Genomic DNA, 17,997 nt, shown 5'->3' with positions numbered 1-17,997 from the left:
GGGGCCAGCATGCCAGCCGCAGGAACGGTCGGAACAGCAGTTTCGGCAGAGATCCGGGCGATCTCGGGGTGACCCCGACACGCGCACCGGCAACCGCAGACAGGAGTATGGAGGGTATGCAGCTTCGCACCGACCTCCGCAACGTCGCCATCATCGCCCACGTCGACCACGGCAAGACGACCCTGGTCGACGCCATGTTGCGGCAGGCCGGCGCCTACGGCGCCCGCGGCGAGACCACCGAGCGGGTCATGGACTCGATGGACCTCGAGCGGGAAAAGGGCATCACCATCCTGGCCAAGAACACCGGCGTGCGGTACATGCCGGCGGACGGCTCCGACCCGGTCACCATCAACATCATCGACACCCCCGGCCACGCCGACTTCGGTGGTGAGGTCGAGCGCGGCCTGACCATGGTCGACGGGGTGGTGCTGCTGGTCGACGCCAGCGAGGGCCCCCTGCCGCAGACCCGGTTCGTGCTCCGCAAGGCCCTCAAGGCCCGGTTGCCGATCATCCTCGTGATCAACAAGGTGGACCGGCCGGACGCCCGGATCAAGGAGGTCGTGGACGACACCTACGAGCTCTTCCTCGACCTGGACGCCGACGAGGAGCAGATCGACTTCCCGATCGTCTACGCCTGCGCCCGCGACGGCATCGCCTCGCTGACCCAGCCCGCGGACGGCGCGGTGCCGGACGACAGCAGCTCGCTGGAGCCGCTGTTCCGCACCCTGCTGGACACCATCCCGCCGCCCGCGTACGAGGAGGAGGCGCCGCTGCAGGCGCACGTCACCAACCTCGACGCCTCCCCGTTCCTCGGCCGGCTCGCGCTGTGCCGGGTCCGGCAGGGCACCATCCGCAAGGGCGAGACGGTGGCCTGGTGCCGCACCGACGGCAGCACCCAGCGGGTCCGCATCTCCGAGCTGCTGATGACCGAGGGCCTGGAGCGCAAGCCGGCCGACTCGGCCGGCCCGGGCGACATCATCGCGGTCGCCGGCATCCCGGAGATCATGATCGGTGAGACCCTGGCCGACGCGGAGACCCCGCAGCCGCTGCCGCTGATCACCGTCGACGAGCCGGCCATCTCGATGACCATCGGCACCAACACCTCGCCGCTGGTCGGCCGGGTCAAGGGCTCGAAGGTCACCGCCCGGATGGTCAAGGACCGGCTCGACAAGGAGCTGGTCGGCAACGTGTCGCTGCGGGTCCTGCCGACCGAGCGGCCGGACGCCTGGGAGGTGCAGGGCCGTGGCGAACTTGCCCTGGCCATCCTGGTGGAGCAGATGCGCCGCGAGTCCTACGAGCTGACCGTCGGCAAGCCGCAGGTGGTCACCCGGGAGATCGACGGGAAGACCTGCGAGCCGGTCGAGCGGCTGACCATCGACGCCCCGGAGGAGTACCTGGGCGCCATCACCCAGCTCCTGGCGACCCGCAAGGGCCGGATGGAGCAGCTGGTCAACCACGGCACCGGCTGGATCCGGATGGAGTGGCTGGTCCCGGCGCGCGGCCTGATCGGCTTCCGCACCGAGTTCCTCACCGACACCCGCGGCACCGGCATCCTGCACCACGTCTTCGAGTCGTACGAGCCGTGGTTCGGCGAGCTGCGCACCCGCCAGAACGGCTCCCTGGTCGCCGACCGGGCCGGCGCGGTGACCTCGTTCGCCATGATCAACCTGCAGGAGCGCGGCCAGCTCTTCGTCGAGCCGACCACCGAGGTGTACGAGGGCATGATCGTCGGAGAGAACTCCCGCTCCGACGACATGGACGTCAACATCACCAAGGAGAAGAAGCTCACCAACATGCGCGCGTCGACCTCGGACGAGACCGAGAAGCTGATCCCGCCGCGCAAGCTGTCGCTCGAGCAGGCCCTCGAGTTCTGCCGCGAGGACGAGTGCGTCGAGGTGACCCCGGCCGCGGTGCGCATCCGCAAGGTGGTGCTGGACCAGACCCAGCGCGGCCGGATGGCCGCCCGCCGCAAGCACGCCGGCTGACCAAACCCGCAACCCCCGGAGCCCGGACCGCCCCAGGCGGCCCGGGCTCCGCCGTCTCCGCTCCCGGCTCCTTACCCCTCCCCCTCCCCGGCGGGCGGTGGGGGGTGGGGGGTCAGCTGGGTTTGGTGGCGAGGAGGGCGAGGACGTCGGGAACCGGGCCGGAGCCGGACTCGGTGACCCGGGTCAGGGTGAGGCCGGCGGCGGTGACCGCGTTGAGCAGGTCGGCCAGTGGGACGTGCCAGGCGCCCACCCTCGCCCGCACACCGTGCGGCGACCAGGCGCGGAAGCTGCGGTCCCGCTCGGCGTACCCGCCGTCGATCACGATCCGCTCCGGGTCGGAGCGGTCGGCGAACGCCCCGGTGAAGCACGGGTGCACGCCCACGTGGACGAACCGCCCGCCCGGCGCGAGGACCCGGGCCGCCTCGGCGATGGTCGCCGGGTAGTCCGGCATGTCGGTGTGGGCGAGCACGCAGACCGCGGCCGGCACCGCGGCGTCGGGCAGCGGCAGCGCGGTCGCGTCGGCCCGGGCCACCGGCAGCCGAGCCCCGGCGTGCCGGAGCTGCCCGGCCGAAAGGTCGACCCCGACCGGGTCCCAACCGAGCCGGCGCAGGTGGGCGGCGTGCGCGCCGGTGCCGCAGCACAGGTCGACGCAGCGGCCCGGGCCCCTGCCCAGCAGCTCCCCCAGCACCCTCCGGATCCGCCGGCTGTAGTCGCCAGCGGAGGTGGAGACGTAGTCCTCGTACCAGTCGGCGATGGCGTCGTAAGCGGCGGTCGTCATACCAGCACGCTAGGACCCCGCGCGGCGGACCGCTGCCCCGAGCGCGGCGATGATCGGCTACGGTCACCGGCATGATCTGGGACGACCTCGACGCCCACCTGGACAAGGTGCCCGGCACCGTCTCCGCCTACGTGGGGCGGCTGGACGCCCGACCCACCTGGACCCGGCTGCCGGACGCCACCCACTACGCGGCCAGCACCATGAAGGCTGCCGTGCTGGTGGCGCTGCACCGGGCCGCCGAGGCCGGCACCCTCGACCTGGACACGCCGATCCCGGTGCGCAACGAGTTCGACTCCGCGCTGCCGGGCGCGCCCCGGTTCTCCTGCGCACAGGACTACGACAACGACGACGCCGTGTGGGACCGGGTCGGCGGCACCGCGCCCCTGCGCTGGCTCGCCGAGCGGATGATCGTGCGGTCCAGCAACCTGGCCACCAACATCGTGCTCGGCCAGGTCGGGCTGCCGGCCGTGGCGCAGGCGTGGGCGCTCGGCGGGGCCCGGCACAGCGTCACCGGCCGGGGCATCGAGGACTTCGCCGCCCGGGAGGCCGGCATCACCAACCTGGTCACCGCGGCCGACCTCGCCGCCCTGCTCAGCCGTCTGGCGGTCGGCGCCGACCGGCCCGACCCGCTCGCCGCCCCGGCGAGCTGCGCCGCGATGCTGGACGTGCTCTTCGCCCAGGAGCACCGCGAGGACCTCGCCTCCGGGCTGCCCGAGGGCACCCGGATCGCGCACAAGAACGGCTGGGTACGCGGGGTGCGGCACGGGGCCGGCGTGGTCTTCCCGACCGACGCCCCGCCGTACGCGATCGTCGTCTGCACCACCACGGACCTGGCCGACGGCGGGCCGAGCGGCGAGGAGGTCGAGGACGACGCCTGCCGCCTGATCGCCGACATCTCGGCACGCGTCTGGGACGCCCGCCACAGCCTCGCCGGCTGACCGCCGCGCCGCGCCCTCGTCGCGCCACCCGCCCGCAACGCCGCCGACCCGAACGGCCCGCCGCCCCGCGCCGCCGTCGCGCGGCTCCGCCACCCGGCCGGAGCAGTTTTGCCCCGGCCGGCGGCCCCTCACTCCAGCAGGTTGTCCCGCAGCGCGGCGACCACCTCGTCGGTCACGCCCAGCCCGTCGCGCAGGTACGCCCCGAACGAGCCGTGCACCCGGCGCACCTCGTCGTACGCGGCGTCCAGGTACTCCGCCCGCACCTCCAGCAGCGGCCGGGCCGTCACCGGGTCGAGCTCGGGCTGCCGCCGGGTCATCGCGGCCAGCAGCACCTCGCGCAGGCTCTCGGTCAGCTCGTTGTGCCGCAGGTAGTCCGCCCGGATCGCCGCCTCGTCCACCCCCAGCGCGGTGAGCAGGACGACGGCCAGCCAACCGGTGCGGTCCTTGCCGGCCGAGCAGTGGAACAGCAGGGGCAGGTTCCGCTCCTCGGCCGCCAGCCGCACCGCCGCCCCGAACCCGGCCCGGGCCACCTCCCCGGAGACGAACCAGCGATAGATCCGGGCCATCGCCGCCGGCATGCCCTCCCGGGCCAGCTCGTCGTACGCGGTCAGGTCGTGGCCGAGCAGCACCGCCGACACGTACGTGAAGACCGGGTGCGCCGGGTCGTACACCGGCAGGTGGACCACGCGGGGCTCGCCGGCCAGGCGGTCCGGCGGGGCGACCTCCTGCTCGGCGGCGCCCCGCAGGTCGACCACGCAGACCGGCCCCAGCTTGCCCAGCACCGGCAGGTCCTCGTCGGTCAACCGGCCCAGCGCGGCGGTCCGGATCAGCCGGCCGGCCCGTACCCGCCGCCCGTCCGCCGCGGGCAGGCCGCCCAGGTCACGGGCGTTCGGCGCCCCCACCAGTTCCCAGTCCCGCTGCAGCATCCGGCCTCCCCTGTTCGCACCTGCCTGCGTATAGGGTGCCGCACATGACGATCGCCGCGGTACGCACCCACCGGCTCTCCGCCCCCTTACACACCCCGTTCGTCACCGCGCTGCGCCGGACCACCACCGTGGACACCCTGGTCGTGGAACTGATCGACGACGACGGGCGGTCCGGTTTCGGCGAGGCGCCGCAGGTCTGGCAGGTGACCGGCGCGTCCATCGCCGGCGCGGAGGCCTGCGTCCGGGAGATCATCGCCCCGGCGCTGGCCGGGCGGGACGCCGACGACCTGGTGGCCCGCTGCGGCGAGGTGCAGCGGGCGGTGGCCGGCAACGAGTCCGCCAAGGGGGCCGTCGACGTCGCGCTGCACGACCTGGCCGCCCGGCGGCTCGGCGTACCGCTGGTCCGGCTGCTCGGCGGCACCACCCGCCGGGTCCCGACGGACGTCACCCTGGCCGCCGGCGATGCGGTCGACCTGGCCGCCGCCGCCAAGCAGCGCCGGGCCGAAGGGTTCGACGTGCTCAAGCTGAAGGTGGGCACCGACGCCGGCGGGGACCTGGACCGGGTGCGCGCGGTCCGTTCCGCGGTCGGGCCGGGGGTGCGGATCCGGCTGGACGCGAACCAGGGCTGGACGCCGCGCGAGGCGGTTCGGATCATCCGCGGCATCGAGGACGCCGGCCTCGACGTCGAGCTGGTCGAGCAGCCCGTGGCCCGCTGGGACCTGGACGGGCTGGCCTGGGTCAGCGACCGCGTCGACCTGCCGATCCTCGCCGACGAGTCGGTCTTCGGCGTCCGCGACCTGGTCGAGGTGATCCGCCGCCGGGCGGCCGACATGGTGAACGTCAAACTCGCCAAGTGCGGCGGCCTGCACCCGGCCCGCACCCTGCTCGACCTGGCCGCCGCGCACGGCGTCGGCACGATCGTCGGCTCGATGATGGAGAGTCAGATCGGCGTCGGGGCCGCGGCCAGCCTGGTCGCGGCCTACGGCACCACCGCCGTGTCGGACCTGGACGCCGCCTGGTGGCTGGCCTGGTCACCGGTGCGGGGCGGGATCCGGTACGACGGCGCGACGGTCGTGCTGCCGGACGCCCCCGGGCTCGCGGTCACCTCGGTCGCTGAAGCAAAGATGCAGACCCGTGGTTGATGGCCGTTAAGATCTTTCATAGGGTCGCGGGAGACAGCGGCGCGAGGTGGGAGTGGACGTGGAGCTGCAAGTGGGCCGCGAGGCCGTCGTCCGGGTCCCGGTGGCGACCCTCTGGAGTGCCCCAGAGGCGGTACGGCCGGTCGACCGCCCCGCGCTGGCCACCGCGCCCGACGTGCCGGCCTGGATCGCCGGCATGGACACCGACCAGCAGGTCGGCGAATGCGTGCTCAGCCAGCTGCTGCTCGGTGAGCGGGTGCGCGTCACCGAGCTGCGCGCCGACGGCTGGGCGCGGGTGATCGCCGGCGAGCAGCCGGCCGCTGGGCTCGACCCGCGCGGTTACCCCGGCTGGCTCCCCGCCGCCCACCTGACCACGGGTCCGGCCAACCCGACCGCGACCGGACCGGATGCCTCGGCCGCGGCCCTGGTGGTGGATGCCACGGTCACCGCCCTGCACGCCGCGCCCGACGGGCCGGTGACGCTGTCCGGGGTGATCCTCGGCACCCGCCTCGCCGCGGCCGGCCGGGCCGTGGACGGGTGGCGAGCGGTCCACGCCCCGGGGCGCGCCGACCCGCTCTGGGTGCCCGAGGGCGACGTGGTCCCGCTGCCGACCGAGTGGCCGGAGGCCAAGGAGGTCCTCGCCGTCGCCGAGCGTTTCCGCGACCTCGTCTACATCTGGGGTGGGATGTCGAGCCACGGCATCGACTGCTCTGGCCTGGTGCACCTGGCCTGGCGACGGTTCGGGGTGACCCTCCCCCGGGACGCCCACGCCCAGGCCGAGCGGACCACCCCGCTGGCGCTCGGCGACGAACGCCCCGGCGACCTCTACTTCTTCGCCCGGCCTGGTCGCCGGATCCACCACGTCGGCATCGTCAGCACGGAGCCGCACGGCGGCGAGCGGCGGATGCTGCACGCCTGCTACCTCCAGCGCCGGGTGGTGGAGGAGCGGCTCCCCGCCGACCGGGAGGCCACCCTGGTCGGCGCGCACCGGGTCTAACCTCGTACCCGGACAGGGGCGCTCCCGACGACGGGAGCGCCCCGTTCCCGACGGGCGGTCAGCGTCGGGCTTCGGCCAGCTCGCGGCGCCGGTCGCGGGACGACTTGACCAGGCTCGCCGCGGTGGCCGCGGCCAGGGTGCCGAGGATGACCGCCAGGGAGAGCCAGATCGGGATGTGCGGGGCCCAGCCGACGTGCTGGCCGCCGTTGACGAACGGCAGGTTGTTGTCGGCGAGGGCCTCCAGCACCAGCTTGACCCCGATGAAGCCGAGCACCACGGCAAGGCCGTAGCTGAGGTAGATCAGCCGGTCCAGCAGCCCGCCGAGCAGGAAGTAGAGCTGCCGCAGCCCCATCAGCGCGAAGACGTTCGCGGTGAAGACCAGGTACGGCTCCTGGGTGATGCCGAAGATCGCGGGGATCGAGTCGAGGGCGAAGATCAGGTCGGTGGTGCCGATCGCGATCATCACGATCAGCATCGGGGTGAAGAGCCGCCGGCCCTTCTCGTGGGTGGTCATCTTCGCGCCGTCGAAGTCCCGGGAGATCGGCAGCGCCTTGCGGCTCCACCGGATCAGCAGGTTCTCGCTGAACTCGTCCTCGTCCGGCTCGCCCTGCCGGGCCAGGTTGACCGCGGTGTAGATCAGGAACGCGCCGAAGATGTAGAAGACCCAGGAGAACTGGGAGATCAGCGCGGCGCCGGCGGCGATGAAGCCGCCCCGCATGACCAGCGCCAGCACGATGCCGACGAGCAGCACCTTTTGCTGGTACTGCCGGGGCACCCCGAACCGGGCCATGATGATCACGAAGACGAAGAGGTTGTCCACCGAGAGGCTGTACTCGGTGAGCCACCCGGTGTAGAACTGGCCGGCCACGCTCGGGCCGGAGCTGACCCAGAGGCCGGCACCGAAGAGCAGGGCCAACCCGACGTAGAAGCCGACCCAGAGGCTCGACTCCCGCACACTGGGCTCGTGCGGGCGCCGACCGATGATGAAGAGGTCGACGAGCAGGACCGCCGTCATCGCGACGAGAGTCCCGGCCCACACCCATCCGGACACGTTCAATTCCATCCTCCGGCAGACACGCAGCGTCGGGCACACCGTACGCCGGGTGAGGGGCCGGGGTGCGTCGACGCTGACTCTGGTGACTGTCGGAGGTCTCTTCCGCCACCGACCCGATGACGGGCCACTGACCGACGGAGCCGGGTCGTGCCGCCAGGGGTCGGCGGCCGTCCGTGCTGACGACTCCGTCGCGGGGGAATACTCCCCTCCTCGGCCGCCATTCTTCACCATCCGGGGCGGCCGGCGCATCTCCGGCGACCCTGATTGGCGCTGGGATCACTTTTCCGATGTGCGGCAGGTCACATCCGCTGCGACGTCCTAGGAGGCTAGGTGCCCGTCAGGAAGCGGCAGCTGGGGGTCGGCGAGCGACCAACCGGCCGCCAGCAGCGCGTCGCAGGCCGCCGTCGCCGTGGCCAGCCGCTGCGGGTGCGGGCCACGCAGCTCCACCACCGGCACCCCGCCGTCGGCCAGCTCGGACCGGAACCGCCCGGTCATCCAGGCCCGCAGGTGCTCCCCGTCGCGCAGGCCGTCGTCGTCGAACGGGACGCTCTCGTGGTCGGTGAGCAGGTAGGGCGCCGGCCGGCGGGCCGCCGCCCGGACCGCCGGCGAGGCCGAACCGAGGTACCGCTCCTCCCAGACCGCGGTGGCCCGGGCGTCCGTGTCGCAGAACAGCAGGGGTCCACTGGTCCGGGCCGCCGCGTCCTCGGCGGCCTGCTGCGCCCGGACCACCTCGACGAAGTCGTCCCGCCCCCAGGCCACGTCGAAGACCGTCGCCTCCGGGCGTCGCGACCGCAGCTCGGCGAGCTTGCGGGCGGTCAGCTCCCGCCCGTACTCGGGGACCCAGGCGGTGCGGTAGTGGGCCGCGAGGGCCGCGGCCATCGTCGTCGTGCCGGTCGACTCGGCCCCCACCACCACGACCCGGCGGACGAACCAGGCCCGCACCGGCGGGCGCAGCCACCGCCAGTGCCCCACCGGGTCCGCCCGCACCGCGGTGCCGGAGACCGGCACCCCCCGCCGGTCGGAGTCCACGCAGACCGGCACGGCGTCGAAGCGGCGGGCCAGCTCCGCGCCGTACGCCTCCGAGGAGAAGACCGCGTCGACCGGTTCGGGCCCGACCGCCTCCCGGAACACCGCGCAGTGCGCGTCCCAGACCACCGGGTCGGCGTAGTCCACGGGATGGTCGTCGTACCGGCCCACCACCCGCACCCACGGGGTGGCCGCGTGCGCCTCGCGCAGCCAGGCGACCCGGTCGTCCAGCGGGATCGACTCCCGCCGGGACGGCGCGACCACCACGGTGACCGCCGCGCAGCGGGCCGCGGCGGCCTCGATCAGCGCGTGGTGCCCGGCGTGCGGCGGGTAGAACTTCCCCACCACCATCCCGTGTCGGAACTCCCGCTCCCCGCCGTCGCCGGGCCCGGTCACGCGGCCACCGGGGCCGGGCCGGGCGGCACCGCGGGCGCCGTCGACCGCTCGCGCAGGTCGGCCCGCCAGGCCCGCAACCCCACCACGCAGAGGGCCAGGAAGATCAGGTAGAGCCCGCCGGTCAGCCAGAGTCCCTTGTACGCGTAGAGCGGGATGTAGATCAGGTCGGCCATGATCCACAGCCACCAGCTCTCCACCAGCTTGCGGGTCTGCCCGTACGTGGCGAGCAGCGAGAGCGCGGTGGTGACCGCGTCGGCCAACGGCACCGTCGAGTCGGTGGCCCGGTCCAGCAGCGCCCAGAGCCCGGCGGTGAGCAGCACCCCGGCGACCCCGAGGGCCCACCACTCCCGGTGGCCGGTGCGGGCGACGGTGAGCCGGCTGCGCCGCTCCCCGCCGAACAGCCAGTGCCACCAGCCGTACACGCCGAGGACCACGTAGACGACCTGGAGGCCGGCGTCGGCGTACAGGCCGGCGGTCCAGAAGAGCAGCATGAGCAGCAGCACGTTGGCGATGCCGATCGGCCAGTTCGCGATGTGCTGCCGGGCGACGAGCCAGACGTTGACCACGCCGGTGGCGAAGCCGAGCAGCTCCGCCCAGGTGGTGCCGGTCCCCGCGACGGTGAACGCCGTGCCGGTCAGCCAGTCGAGCATGTGGTCCTCCCCCGTTGCTTCCGCGCGCCCACCCTAGAGCGCCGGCCCGGACCGGGGAAGACCCCTGCCCCCGCGGTGGCCGGGCCGGCGTGCGAGGCTTCCGGCATGGTTCTTGAGGTCGCGCAGATCGACGTGACGCCCGGGCACGAGGACGCCTTCGCCGCCGCCTACGCGCAGGCGTACGCGATCATCACCGGCACGGAGGGCTGCCGCTCCGTCCGGATGACCCGGGGCGTCGAGTCCCCCTCCCGGTTCGTGCTGCTGGTCGAGTGGGACTCGGTCGAGGCGCACGACGTCCACTTCCGGCAGAGCGAGAAGTTCCAGCAGTGGCGCGCGCTGATCGGCCCGCACTTCGCCGGCCCGCCCCTGGTCGAGCACTTCGTCGACGTGCCGGCCTGAGCTGTCGTACCCGCCGGATAGCGTGCGTGCGACGCGCCGGCCGCCGGTCCCGACGGGCATCGGGGCCGCCGGGCCCGGTGGCCGCGCGCCGACACCCTCGCGGGGCGGTTGCCGCTGACCAGTCCGGATCGGGTCAGCTGCCGTTCGGGACGTCCGGCGCGGCGCGGGGGCGCGGCACCACGGGCTGCTCCGCCTGCCGGGCCAGCAGCGCCGCCGTCTCGTCGGCCGGCAGCGCGACCGCGAGCAACCACTCCACCAGCCGCTCGTACCGGGTCACCTCGGTGTCGGTCACCAGGCGCAGGTCGGTGGTGAGCGTCTCCACCAGCACCGTCCGGGGATCGGCCGGGTCCGGGAACGCGTAGTGCGAGAACCCCGTCAACGGGTGAATGCCGCCGCGGGGCGCCGCGGGGCGCGCCACCAGCCGGACGGTGACGTTCGGCCGGTCGGCGAGGACCACCAGGTGCCGCAGCTGCTCCCGCCAGACCTCGACCGGCGTGCCGCCGCGATCGCAGGCCCGCTCGTCGAGCAGCGCGATGTACTCGGGTGGGTCAGCCCGGCGCAGCACCTCCTGCCGCGCGAGCCGGGCCCGCACGTCGGCCTCCACGTCCACCTCGTCGTCGAGCAGCGCACCGGCGGTCACCCGCAGGCGCGCGTACGCCGGGGTCTGGAGCAGCCCGGGCACCACGGCGGGCTGGTACTCCACGAGGCGGGCGACACCCGCCTCCAACTCCGCGTACGCCCGCTGCCGCTCCCCCATCTCGCCCAGCGCCTTCGACCAGCCGCGGCCGGTCGCCGCATCCCGGGCGATGACGACGAGCGCCTCCCGCTGGCCCGGCGGCACCGCGTAGACGTCGAGCAGGTCGAGCACGTCGGCCAGATCCGGCCGGCTCTGCCCCAGCTCGATGCGGGACAACTTCGACGTGGACGCCCAGCCGAGCCGGCCGCAGACCTGCTCCAGGGTGAGCGACTCCCGGTGGCGCAGCCGGCGCAGCTCGGCGCCGAGCCGCACCCGCCGGACGACAGGACTTGCTGACAACGGCATTCCAGCCTCCCACCGAGGGAGAGTACGCACGGTCGTCACGCACGGCAATACCTTGCTCGCACAGTGCGACCATCCGCCGGGAGTGCGCGGCAGCGGATCGGCCCCGGGACGCGGCGGTGGCCCCGGGACCCAGGCGGGGGCGACTCGGCTCAGGGCCGGTAGCTGCCGAAAGACCAGACGTGGCCGGCGAGGTCCCGGGCGGCGTAGTCGCGGGAGCCGTAGTCGGTGTCGAAGGGTTCCCGGACGATCTCGGCGCCCGCGGCGCGGGCCCGCGCGCAGTGCGCGTCGACGTCGTCGAGCGCGACGTAGACCGACCAGTCGTCGTCGGCCGGTCGCGGTCGCGGCTCGGACCGCTCACCGAGCATGATCATGCCGGTGTCCAGGGTGAGCTCGGCGTGCGCCACCGAGCCGTCCGGGGCGTCGTGCACCGCGTGCACGGTGAAACCGAACGCGGTGCAGAGCCAGTCGATGGCGGCGCGGGCATCGGGGTACCTGAAGATCGGATACAAGGTTCGCATGGCTCCACTGTGCCGCCCCGTCCGTCAGCCCGGATTGGACGAATGTGACCCGGCCAGGCTGGCCGGCGTCGCCCCGGCGAACTCGCGGAACTCCCGGATCAGGTGGGACTGGTCGTAGTAGCCGTAGCGGACGGCCAGCTCGGCGGTGCCGGCCGGGGCCCCCTCGCCAACCGGCCGATCGCCGGTCAGCGCCGCATGGGCTCCCGCGAAGCGGAGCAACCGGGCGGTGGTCTTCGGGGGCAGCCCCACCTCCCGCCGGAACACGGTGGCCAGGTGGCGGCGACTCCAGCCGAGCTCCTCGGCGAGCGCGCCGACGCCCACCCGCCCGGCACTGCCGGCCAGCCGTCGCCACGCCCACGTCAGTCGGGGATCCACCGGCTCGGCGGCGGCAAGGCGTGCGGCCACGGCGCCGTCGAGCAGGCGGAACCGCCCGGGCCAGTCCGGCGTCTCGGCCAGCCGGCACCGGAGCCGGTCGAGCCACCCGCCGGGGAACCGCTCCACCGCCACCGCCCGGTTGGCGAACTCGCCCAGGGGCACGCCGAGGATCCGGCGGGCCGCCAACGGCGCCAGCAGGAGCTCCACCCCGATGCCCACCCCGATCGTGCGGGTCACGCAGTACGCGTCGAAAGTGCCGGCCACGAAGGAGTCGACCCGGTACGCCCCGCGCTCGGCGCACCGGGGGTCGACCACGTCCAGCGGGGCGCCCCAGCCGAGGATGAGCACCACGAAGGCGCCGGCCGCCTCCCGGCGTACCAGGGGCAGCTCCGCCCGTTCGCGGTAGCCGACGTACCGGTCGACGAACGGCCGCAGCCGGACGTCGGGCCGACCGACGACGACCTCGAACGCGCCCATCCCCGGCCTCCGTCCGTCACCTCACGCCGGCGGCGTCCATCCCCCGCAGTTCCTTCTTGAGGTCGGAAACCTCGTCGCGGATCCGGGCCGCCAGCTCGAACTGAAGCTCCCGCGCGGCGGCCAGCATCTGGTCGTTGAGCTCCTGGATCAGGTTGGCCAGGTCGGCCCGGGCCATCCCCTCCCGCGACGGGGTGGCGCCGCCCCGGCTGCGGCTGCGGGTCTCCTTGACCGGCGCCTTGCCCCTGGAGAGCTGCCGCGCCGCGCCGCCGACCCGGCTGTTCTCGGTGTCCTCGGCCTCGCGGTAGATGTCGTCGAGGATGTCGTGGATCTTCTTACGCAGCGGCTCCGGGCTGATCCCGTTCGCCTCGTTGTGCGCGATCTGCTTGGCCCGCCGCCGGTTCGTCTCGTCGATCGCGCCCGCCATCGACGGGGTGATCTTGTCGGCGTACATGTGCACCTGGCCGCTGACGTTACGCGCGGCCCGGCCGATGGTCTGGATCAGTGACCGGCCGCTGCGCAGGAAGCCCTCCTTGTCGGCGTCGAGGATGGCCACCAGCGACACCTCGGGCAGGTCGAGGCCCTCCCGGAGCAGGTTGATGCCGACCAGCACGTCGTAGTCGCCCTTGCGCAGCTCGCGCAGCAGCTCGACCCGGCGCAGCGTGTCGACCTCGGAGTGCAGGTAACGCACCCGGATGCCGTTCTCCAGGAGGTAGTCCGAGAGGTCCTCGGCCATCTTCTTGGTCAGCGTGGTGACCAGCACCCGCTCGTCCCGATCGGTCCGCAGCTTGATCTCGTGCATCAGGTCGTCGATCTGGCCCTTGGTGGGCTTCACGACGACCTCGGGGTCGATCAGGCCGGTCGGGCGGATGACCTGCTCGACGAACTCCCCCTGGGCCTGCTCCAGCTCCCACGGACCGGGGGTGGCGGAGAGGAACACCATCTGGCCGACCCGCTCCAGGAACTCGTCGAAGCGCAGCGGCCGGTTGTCGGCGGCGCTCGGCAGTCGGAAGCCGTGGTCGATGAGCATCCGCTTGCGGGACGCGTCGCCCTCGTACATGCCGCCGATCTGCGGGATGGTCACGTGCGACTCGTCGACCACGGTGAGGAAGTCGTCCGGGAAGTAGTCGAGCAGGCAGTGCGGCGGGCTGCCGGGCAGCCGGCCGTCGATGTGCATGGAGTAGTTCTCGATGCCGGAGCAGAAGCCGACCTGGCGCATCATCTCGATGTCGTACGTGGTGCGCATCCGCAGCCGCTGCGCCTCCAGCAGCTTGCCCTGCCGCTCCAGCTCGGCCAGCCGCTCGCCCAGCTCCACCTCGATGTCGCGGACCGCCCGCTCCATCCGCTCCGGCCCCGCCGCGTAGTGCGTGGCGGGGAAGATCAGCAGGTGGTCGACCTCCCGGACCACGTCCCCGGTGAGCGGGTTGAGGTAGTAGAGCTTCTCCACCTCGTCGCCGAAGAGCTCGATCCGGACCGCTAGCTCCTCGTACGCCGGGATGATCTCCAGCGTGTCGCCGCGGACCCGGAAGGTGCCCCGCTGGAAGGCCATGTCGTTGCGGGTGTACTGGATGTCGACCAGCCGGCGCAGCAGCTGGTCGCGGTCGAGCTCCTGCCCGACGGCGACCCGGACGGCCCGCTCGAGGTATTCCTCCGGGGTGCCCAGGCCGTAGATCGCCGAGACCGTCGCCACCACGATCGTGTCGCGCCGGGTGAGCAGCGACATGGTGGCCTTGTGCCGCAGCCGCTCGACCTCCTCGTTGATCGAGGAGTCCTTCTCGATGTAGGTGTCGGTCTGCGGGATGTACGCCTCGGGCTGGTAGTAGTCGTAGTAGGAGACGAAATACTCCACCGCGTTGTGCGGGAGCAGCTCGCTGAACTCCTTGGCCAGCTGGGCGCAGAGGGTCTTGTTGGGCGCGAGCACCAGGGTCGGCCGTTGCAGCCGCTCGACCAGCCACGCGGTGGTGGCGCTCTTGCCGGTGCCGGTCGCGCCGAGCAGCACGGTGTTGCGGTCGCCGCGCCGAACCCGACGCTCAAGGTCGTCGATGGCCGCCGGCTGGTCGCCGGCCGGCTGGAACTCGCTGACGACCTGGAAGCGGCCGTCGAGCCGGGGAATGTCGAGCGCCATGACATCAACCGTACGCCGCGGGTCCGACAGTTCCGGGCCGACCACGGAGGGTCCGTGATCGGCTTCGATATTCCCATTGTGTGCCACATCTCACGGAGCTAGGCTTTCGACGTAGGCCGCTCGCGGCGGCCGACCGGGCCGGCGGCCCCCCTCAGGGGACGGCCGCCCCCGGCACCGAGGGCTGCAGCACCCGGACATCACCGGCGTGCGCGCCCGACGTGGTCGCGCTGGAGGCGCTGACCGGCCGCCGCGAGCGCCCCTGCTCGTCACCCAAGTCCCGCAGCCGCGTTCTCCACTTGTGGAGAACTCTCCCGGGCGGCCCCCCCGCCCCACTCCCGCACCCGCCGCCGGCCGCGCCCGACGCCGGCGGGCCGCCGCGCCGGTCGCCGAAGCGGCCGCACCGCGTACCGCAACCGCCCCGGTCGGCCACGGACCGGAGCGCCCGCCCGGGGCCGAGCCGGACGGCGCGGGGGACCCGCCCGCGCGGCCGAGCCGGCGCCGGAGCCTCCTGCTCGCGCTCGGGGTGGCGGCGACGGCCTCCGCCGCGGCCCTGGTCGCCGGGCTGCTGAGCTGGACGCCGTCCGAGCCGGCCGACCCGGCCCGCCCGTTGACCGCGGCCGAGGCGGAGCGGCTGGCGGCGATGCGGGTCACCGCCTACCGGGACGTCCGCTCCGGGGTGCACGTCACCGTCGGCGCCGGGGCGGCCCGGACCGAACTGGTCGGCTGGGTCGACTGGGCCCGGCCACTGGTCTACCTGGACGTCGGCGGTCCGGCAGCCGGCGCGGAGCGGGGCCTGGTCCAGGCCACCCCGACGGCGCTGGTGGCCCGGCCGGACCCGAGCGCGGCGGCCACCCCCGCCCCGCCGCCGCTGGTGCCCCCGACCGACCGCTGGCAGCTGCGGGAACCTCCCCCGGGGCGCGGCCTGACCGCCGTGCTCGACCTGCTCCTCGCCCTGAGCGCGGACCGACCCGACCCGGTCGCCGCCGAGGCGCGCTGGCTGGGTCGAGAGTCCACCGCCGGCACCCCGGTCGACCTGCTGGAGGCGCCGCTCGCCGCCGGCCCGACCGCGGTGGCTCCGGCGACACCGGCGCCGGTCCGACAGGTCCGGCTCTGGCTCGACCGGGACGCCCGGTTGCACCGGCTGGCGGGGCGACTGCCCGACGACACGCCGGTCACCGTGGAGCTGGAACGCAGCGACCGCCCGACCCTGCGACCGGTCGACGCCCTGGGTGGCCGGCCCGGCCTGCCACGGGCGCTCACCGACGCCGAGGCCGACCGGTTGACCCGGCTGCCGAGCCGGCTACGGGCCGCCGGTGGCGCCGCGCTGACCGGAACCGCGCCACTCGGCCCGACCGCGAACCTGCGCGCCGCCGGCTGGCTGAACTGGGCGGGTTCCTCCGCGTACCTGGCGGTGGGCGAGGTCGGCACGCCGGGACGCCGGACGCTGCTGCGCCACCGGGCGGGCCAGGCCACCCGGGTGGAAGTGCCGACGGAGGGCGGCACCGCGGAGCTGCCGGCCCGACCGCCGCTGCCGGCGCCGGCCGGCGTCTCCTGGTCGCCCCCCGCGCCCCCGACCGACGACCTGGACCGGCTGGTCGGCGCCGCGCTGCGGGCGGGTGGCCCGCCGGCCGACGCCAGGTCGGCGGTCCGGCTGCGCGGCGACCGGCTGGCCGACCGCACCGTCGACGTCATCGAGCTGCGGGACCGCCGGGCCCCGCTGCGCTACTGGATCGACCGGGACGGGCTGCTGCGCCGGGTGGAGCTGCGGACCGGGCGCGGCGTGTGGGCGCAGCTCGAGCTCACCCCGGGACCGGTACCGGCGCTGCCCACCGCCATGCCGCGGCCCACCGACCGGTCGAAACCCCGCTGACCCGGCCGTCAGGGCCGCCAGCCCGTCCGCGCGGCCCACTCCTCCGCCCGGAGGTGCTCCTCGTCGAACCAGGGGTCCTTCAGCGTGCCGTAGGTCGCGCCGTCCGGCGCTGAGGCCGCCAGCTCCCGCTTGAGCTGGAGGTAGGCGGCCCGCTGGTCCGGGTCGGCGCGCAGGTGGTCGCGCATCAGCAGCGCGTACCGCCAGCCCGGGGAGCCGGTCACCCGCAGGTGCAGGTACACCGGACGGCCGGGGTCGGCGCTGCCGTGCAACCGCTTCTCCCACCGACCGCTGCCGGCGGGACGCGGGTTGTCCCACCATTCGCCGGGCAGCCGGGGGAAGCCGGCGTCGGCGAGCCGTTCGGCGATCGGCCCGTCCGCCTCGGCCAGCGACGGCACGGCGAGCTGAATGTCGAGGACGTCCTTCGCGGCGAGCCCGGGCACGGCGGTCGAGCCGATGTGGTCGATGCGCAGGTCGGCGGGGGCGAGCGCGTGCCGGATCCGGGCGGCCAGCCGGGCGTGCTGCTGCGGCCAGCTCGGATCGGGCTCGGTGAGCACCACCCGCTCCGGCCGGACCGCCCGCCGCGCCCGCAGGTTCTCCTCGTACGGGACCAGCCGGTCGCGCCACAGGCCGTCCACGGCCGCGTGCAGCTCCGCCAGATCACCGTCGTTGCTCAGCACCACGTCGGCCGCCGCCCGCCGGCGGGCGTCGTCGGCCTGCGCGGCGATCCGCCGCTCGGCCTCCGCGCGGTCCATGCCGCGGTCGCGGGCCAGCCGCTCCAGCCGGGTGGCCACCGCCGTCCGCACGACCACCACCAGGTGGTACGTCGGCGCGAGCCCCACCTCCACCAGCAGCGGCACGTCGTTGACCACGACGGCATGCGCCGGCGCCGCGGCGACCAGCTCGGCGGTACGCGCCCGGACCCGGGGATGGGTGATCGCCTCCAACCGGCGGCGGGCCGCCTCGTCGGCGAAGACGACCGCGCCCAGCGCCGCCCGGTCCAGGGCGCCGTGGGTGTCGAGCACCCGGTCGGAGAAGGTCGCGACGATCTCGGCCAGCCCGGCGCTGCCCGGGGCGACCACCTCGCGGGCGACCTGGTCGGCGTCGATCACCACCGCGCCGAGTTCGGCCAGCCGGGCCGCCACGGCGCTCTTGCCGGACCCGATCCCGCCGGTCAGTCCCACCATCAGCACCGGACCAGTCAACCGGATCACCGCCCGCACCACCAAACCGCCGAGCGGCCGGGACGGTGGCCGGGCGGGGACAAGCGAGGGCCCCGCCCCGGCGACCCGGTGGAACCGGATCGGC

The 17,997-nt window shown here is 74.2% G+C and carries 16 protein-coding genes; 6 read left to right on the top strand and 10 right to left on the bottom strand.

What is annotated here, in order from left to right; translation table 11 throughout:
* The first annotated feature begins 116 nt into the window (after positions 1–116).
* Positions 117–1,985, top strand: coding sequence for a translational GTPase TypA (gene typA, locus GA0070613_RS18655; protein WP_089013478.1), 1,869 nt, complete (start codon positions 117–119; stop codon positions 1,983–1,985).
* A gap of 112 nt (positions 1,986–2,097) precedes the next feature.
* Here typA and GA0070613_RS18650 read toward each other — a convergent pair whose 3' ends face one another.
* Positions 2,098–2,763, bottom strand: a complete 666-nt coding sequence (locus GA0070613_RS18650) for a class I SAM-dependent methyltransferase (protein ID WP_089013477.1) — start codon at positions 2,761–2,763, stop codon at positions 2,098–2,100.
* 71 nt (positions 2,764–2,834) lie between these two features.
* Between GA0070613_RS18650 and GA0070613_RS18645 the strand changes: the two genes are divergently transcribed.
* The gene (locus tag GA0070613_RS18645; RefSeq protein ID WP_089013476.1) at positions 2,835–3,701 is read left to right on the top strand and encodes a serine hydrolase; all 867 of its coding nucleotides are present in this window, start codon (positions 2,835–2,837) and stop codon (positions 3,699–3,701) included.
* Between the two features lie 128 nt (positions 3,702–3,829).
* Here GA0070613_RS18645 and GA0070613_RS18640 read toward each other — a convergent pair whose 3' ends face one another.
* Positions 3,830–4,627: a tyrosine-protein phosphatase gene (locus GA0070613_RS18640; protein ID WP_089013475.1), complete on the bottom strand. Its 798-nt coding sequence runs from the start codon at positions 4,625–4,627 to the stop codon at positions 3,830–3,832.
* 44 nt (positions 4,628–4,671) lie between these two features.
* On the opposite strand from GA0070613_RS18640, the gene GA0070613_RS18635 reads away from it, so the two are divergent.
* Positions 4,672–5,769: a mandelate racemase/muconate lactonizing enzyme family protein gene (locus GA0070613_RS18635; protein ID WP_089013474.1), complete on the top strand. Its 1,098-nt coding sequence runs from the start codon at positions 4,672–4,674 to the stop codon at positions 5,767–5,769.
* 58 nt (positions 5,770–5,827) lie between these two features.
* Positions 5,828–6,763: a C40 family peptidase gene (locus GA0070613_RS18630; protein WP_089016040.1), complete on the top strand. Its 936-nt coding sequence runs from the start codon at positions 5,828–5,830 to the stop codon at positions 6,761–6,763.
* A gap of 58 nt (positions 6,764–6,821) precedes the next feature.
* Here GA0070613_RS18630 and GA0070613_RS18625 read toward each other — a convergent pair whose 3' ends face one another.
* The 3 genes from GA0070613_RS18625 to pnuC form a co-directional block, all read right to left on the bottom strand.
* The gene (locus GA0070613_RS18625; protein ID WP_089013473.1) at positions 6,822–7,820 is read right to left on the bottom strand and encodes a TerC family protein; all 999 of its coding nucleotides are present in this window, start codon (positions 7,818–7,820) and stop codon (positions 6,822–6,824) included.
* Between the two features lie 315 nt (positions 7,821–8,135).
* Entirely contained in the window at positions 8,136–9,239 is a 1,104-nt protein-coding gene (locus GA0070613_RS18620) for an AAA family ATPase (protein ID WP_231929263.1), read from the bottom strand.
* Positions 9,236–9,889 (bottom strand): nicotinamide riboside transporter PnuC, encoded by a 654-nt coding sequence (gene pnuC, locus GA0070613_RS18615; protein WP_089013472.1) that lies wholly within the window; start codon positions 9,887–9,889, stop codon positions 9,236–9,238. The genes GA0070613_RS18620 and pnuC overlap by 4 nt, the downstream gene beginning before the upstream one ends.
* Positions 9,890–9,994: 105 nt before the next feature.
* Here pnuC and GA0070613_RS18610 point away from each other — a divergent pair, with 105 nt between their 5' ends.
* Complete coding sequence (locus GA0070613_RS18610; RefSeq protein WP_089013471.1) at positions 9,995–10,288, top strand: antibiotic biosynthesis monooxygenase family protein; 294 nt, start codon at positions 9,995–9,997, stop codon at positions 10,286–10,288.
* A 133-nt stretch (positions 10,289–10,421) separates the two neighbouring features.
* Here GA0070613_RS18610 and GA0070613_RS18605 read toward each other — a convergent pair whose 3' ends face one another.
* The 4 genes from GA0070613_RS18605 to uvrB form a co-directional block, all read right to left on the bottom strand.
* Positions 10,422–11,330: a helix-turn-helix domain-containing protein gene (locus GA0070613_RS18605; RefSeq protein ID WP_089013470.1), complete on the bottom strand. Its 909-nt coding sequence runs from the start codon at positions 11,328–11,330 to the stop codon at positions 10,422–10,424.
* Positions 11,331–11,479: 149 nt separating this feature from the next.
* A complete protein-coding gene (locus tag GA0070613_RS18600) occupies positions 11,480–11,848 on the bottom strand; it encodes a VOC family protein (RefSeq protein ID WP_089013469.1) in 369 nt (122 codons plus the stop codon).
* A 24-nt stretch (positions 11,849–11,872) separates the two neighbouring features.
* Complete coding sequence (locus GA0070613_RS18595) at positions 11,873–12,700, bottom strand: helix-turn-helix domain-containing protein (RefSeq protein ID WP_089013468.1); 828 nt, start codon at positions 12,698–12,700, stop codon at positions 11,873–11,875.
* 16 nt (positions 12,701–12,716) lie between these two features.
* Positions 12,717–14,822 (bottom strand): excinuclease ABC subunit UvrB, encoded by a 2,106-nt coding sequence (gene uvrB / locus GA0070613_RS18590; protein ID WP_089013467.1) that lies wholly within the window; start codon positions 14,820–14,822, stop codon positions 12,717–12,719.
* Between the two features lie 298 nt (positions 14,823–15,120).
* Between uvrB and GA0070613_RS18585 the strand changes: the two genes are divergently transcribed.
* The gene (locus GA0070613_RS18585; RefSeq protein WP_157746382.1) at positions 15,121–16,692 is read left to right on the top strand and encodes a hypothetical protein; all 1,572 of its coding nucleotides are present in this window, start codon (positions 15,121–15,123) and stop codon (positions 16,690–16,692) included.
* 8 nt (positions 16,693–16,700) lie between these two features.
* On the opposite strand, the gene coaE is transcribed toward GA0070613_RS18585, so the two are convergent.
* On the bottom strand, positions 16,701–17,882 hold the full coding sequence (gene coaE / locus GA0070613_RS18580) for a dephospho-CoA kinase (protein ID WP_089016038.1): 1,182 nt from the start codon (positions 17,880–17,882) through the stop codon (positions 16,701–16,703).
* Between the last annotated feature and the right edge of the window lie 115 nt (positions 17,883–17,997).

The sequence above is a fragment of the Micromonospora inositola genome, assembly GCF_900090285.1.
GTDB lineage: Bacteria > Actinomycetota > Actinomycetes > Mycobacteriales > Micromonosporaceae > Micromonospora > Micromonospora inositola.
This window is presented reverse-complemented; position numbering and strand designations above follow the sequence as displayed.